The following is a 2,751-nucleotide window of genomic DNA, read 5'->3' as shown; positions in this document are numbered from 1 at the left end:
GAAAACATCCGCAGGGCTGCTGTCAACCAGCCGAACGCGGCAGCCAATTAGGCTAGTTGCAAGCCCACGGCTCTAGCCGTTGGGTAGTTGACCGCCCTCATTGGCTTCGTGTGCCAAGTGCGATGCTGCGCGCTCTCCTTGGTGAAATGAGCATGCTTGTGACCGAAAGACAGCAAGTCATTCCGAAGAAACTGATGGAAGCTAGGTTTGTCTTTTCCTTCCCTACGCTAGAAAAAAGTTTAGCCGATTTACTAGCCACATGACATTCGTTATCGAAAAATCAACAAATATATAAAAAAAATTTAACAAAAACCTATTTCTTTTTTCTTGATCATCGTGTATGATGATAAAGACCTGTGCTACTCATTGCCGACAATCAGATAACGACGCAACAAAAGGGAAGGCAAATGGTGCGCCACCAGCGGATATCGCTGGTTCTAGTGGGTTCGATTCCCACCCCGGAATTTTTTGATGAATATATTAAAAAATTTCGAGGGTGGTTTCGCCCACAAGTAAACTGCCCTCGATATAAGGAGGGAAAAGTATGTTAAAAAAACGGGAGCTGCAAGATTGTCATGCACTCTACGAGCTGATGGTGCACCCGGACGTCTTCCCTTTCGTGCGCCAAAAAGCAAGCTCGTACGAAGAATTTTTATTTATGACGAAACAAATGATCGAAGCGGAAGAACGCGGTGAACTCATTTCCCGCACGATTTTAGATGAATGGGGAAATCCAATCGGCACAATCAGCCTATTTGACATACAAAATAACGCTGGATTTTTGGGCACATGGCTTGGAAAGCCATATCATGGCCAAGGATATAACCAACGTGCGAAAGAAGCATTTTTCCACGAATTATTTTACGAGCTTTCCATTGAAACTGTATTTATGCGCATTCGCAAAGTGAACATCCGCTCCATCAAAGCGGCAGAAAAATTACCGTATGTTACCCCAGCGAATGAGACAAGAAAAAGTTTGCTGGAACAAATCGGAGCTGATGTATATAATTTATACGAAATTACAAAAGATAACTATACATTATATACCCTTCGCCATCCTTCTCAAATCGAACAAGAACAACGCAAAGAAGCGTAACAGGGCTGTGTATAACAGCCCTTTTTCTATTATTCATGCATAAAACGAACAAACAGTGGAAAAACTAAAAATAAATCTTGATAAAAGTGAGGGGCAATAAATGGTGGAAAAACGAAGACAAGAAAAAACGAAAAGGACGTTAACGCGTGCACAAGAAATAACGTATTCCCGCGACTTTAAATTAGCCGACCAAGCAGGCGGCTATACAGCAAAAAAAGCGAAACATTAGAAAACATTGTTATTTATACTTTATCGAGCAAATGCCATCCTAAGTAGTGAATCGTCCGATTCACATTATTGCTTAGGAGGAATTGATGATGGGTCGATCTCGCGGACAAAAAACGCGTGATAAAAACAAAGCAACTCTTCCACAAGTACCAAAACAACTGAAATCCGACGGACTAGATGTTGAATATTCTCGCGAATTTGCGGATTACGAAGACCTAGAAGCAGAAGCGCGCGCTCAAGCAGCTGGCATTCGCCAAAGCAAAGCACGCAAAAAATAGAGCCTAAAGGCAGCGCAAATAAGCTGCCTTTAGGCTTTTTCCTCTTCAAATTCTAGAATATCGCTGTACTGCTTATAAAAAAATCCAAGCTCCCCTTTATAATTTTCCTTCCACGGTTTATCTTTGCCACAATAATGAATAAACACTGTATTTTTCTGAATCCAATGTAAATCATGCTTTGGATTTGGCAATAACTGAATCATATCGTAATATCGCGCATCGTAATTATAACGATAACAATCCACTGGCTTAATTTTGTCCCAATATAAAGCGTTTAGCACATCTTGATCCGGAAGCACAAGCTTAAACCGATTATCACGAATAAACTGGTAAATATCCTCTAACCGCACTTCTTTTCTCATTAGCGGCAAGTTCATCAGCATGACACCAGTGTTAAAGTAGCCTCTTGCATTCGGGGTTTTCAGCCTCAGCTTGTTAAATAAATTCGCTACTTTTGTCGAATGGGTATGCTCCGCGGCAATAAACATATTTCCTTCAAAATCCATATTATAAAAATCATCGATCGGATTAATCGCAACAATATCTGGATCAAGATATAAAACACGGTCCAATTCTTGGGGCAAAAACTGATGAGCAGCAAGCCGATAATACATTTCCGAAGTATAATGACGAAATACAGGAGCATCGGCAAATAATTGAGGATCGACATAAATCGGAATCAGTCGATGGCCTTGTTGTTCTACAAACCGTTTCAATGACTCGATTTCCATCTCGGGAATACGCGAATATAATAGGTAGAACGAAAATGGTTTATGATTGTTGCAAAACAGCGAGTTCATTAATACTTTTAATGGCGGAATATAGTTCGAATTTAACGTCACCAGTACATGAAACATAAGCAATCACTTCCTTGTCCTTACCGTATAGTTATACTATTCCCTTACATTATATAGTATGACTGAACCTCCCGATGGCTAAAGCCACGGGGTTCTTGTGTACTATAGAGCTTCTTCCATACCTTCACATGGACACTGACTCTAGTTCCACAAGACTTTCATGGGCAAACACCTTACTGATGCTTAGCGCCCTGTGCGCCCGGTTCAAGACGCTTTTTGTTATTCAAATTCCCATACTGCTTAATAATCTATTTCCGCTGTTTCTTAATCGTTCAATTTCTTTATCATGAAG

The 2,751-nt window shown here is 40.6% G+C and carries 5 protein-coding genes; 4 read left to right on the top strand and 1 reads right to left on the bottom strand.

The window, feature by feature from the left end; translation table 11 throughout:
* Positions 1-56 precede the first annotated feature (56 nt).
* The 4 genes from DCC82_RS04730 to DCC82_RS04715 all read left to right on the top strand — a co-directional run bounded on the left by DCC82_RS04730 (position 57) and on the right by DCC82_RS04715 (position 1,602).
* Positions 57-263 carry a DUF1731 domain-containing protein gene (locus DCC82_RS04730; protein ID WP_233252928.1) on the top strand — a complete coding sequence of 69 codons (207 nt, stop codon included), beginning with the start codon at positions 57-59 and terminating at the stop codon, positions 261-263.
* A 281-nt stretch (positions 264-544) separates the two neighbouring features.
* Complete coding sequence (locus tag DCC82_RS04725; RefSeq protein ID WP_012749178.1) at positions 545-1,096, top strand: GNAT family N-acetyltransferase; 552 nt, start codon at positions 545-547, stop codon at positions 1,094-1,096.
* 100 nt (positions 1,097-1,196) lie between these two features.
* Complete coding sequence (locus DCC82_RS04720) at positions 1,197-1,325, top strand: YfhE family protein (RefSeq protein ID WP_012749177.1); 129 nt, start codon at positions 1,197-1,199, stop codon at positions 1,323-1,325.
* A gap of 88 nt (positions 1,326-1,413) precedes the next feature.
* Entirely contained in the window at positions 1,414-1,602 is a 189-nt protein-coding gene (locus DCC82_RS04715; RefSeq protein ID WP_041269575.1) for a YfhD family protein, read from the top strand.
* 29 nt (positions 1,603-1,631) lie between these two features.
* On the opposite strand, the gene DCC82_RS04710 is transcribed toward DCC82_RS04715, so the two are convergent.
* A complete protein-coding gene (locus DCC82_RS04710; RefSeq protein ID WP_012749175.1) occupies positions 1,632-2,459 on the bottom strand; it encodes a glycosyltransferase family 8 protein in 828 nt (275 codons plus the stop codon).
* Between the last annotated feature and the right edge of the window lie 292 nt (positions 2,460-2,751).

This window comes from Geobacillus sp. LYN3 (assembly GCF_003064505.1).
Classification (GTDB): domain Bacteria; phylum Bacillota; class Bacilli; order Bacillales; family Anoxybacillaceae; genus Parageobacillus_B; species Parageobacillus_B toebii.
Note: the sequence above shows the minus strand (reverse complement) of the source record. Positions and strands in the feature narration are given on the sequence as shown.

Bases quoted from the DNA above. Each gene is read 5' to 3' on its own strand.
- DCC82_RS04720 (WP_012749177.1), top strand. From the start codon at position 1,197: ATGGTGGAAAAACGAAGACAAGAAAAAACGAAAAGGACGTTAACGCGT.
- DCC82_RS04710 (WP_012749175.1), bottom strand. From the start codon at position 2,459: ATGTTTCATGTACTGGTGACGTTAAATTCGAACTATATTCCGCCATTA.
- DCC82_RS04715 (WP_041269575.1), top strand. From the start codon at position 1,414: ATGGGTCGATCTCGCGGACAAAAAACGCGTGATAAAAACAAAGCAACT.
- DCC82_RS04725 (WP_012749178.1), top strand. From the start codon at position 545: ATGTTAAAAAAACGGGAGCTGCAAGATTGTCATGCACTCTACGAGCTG.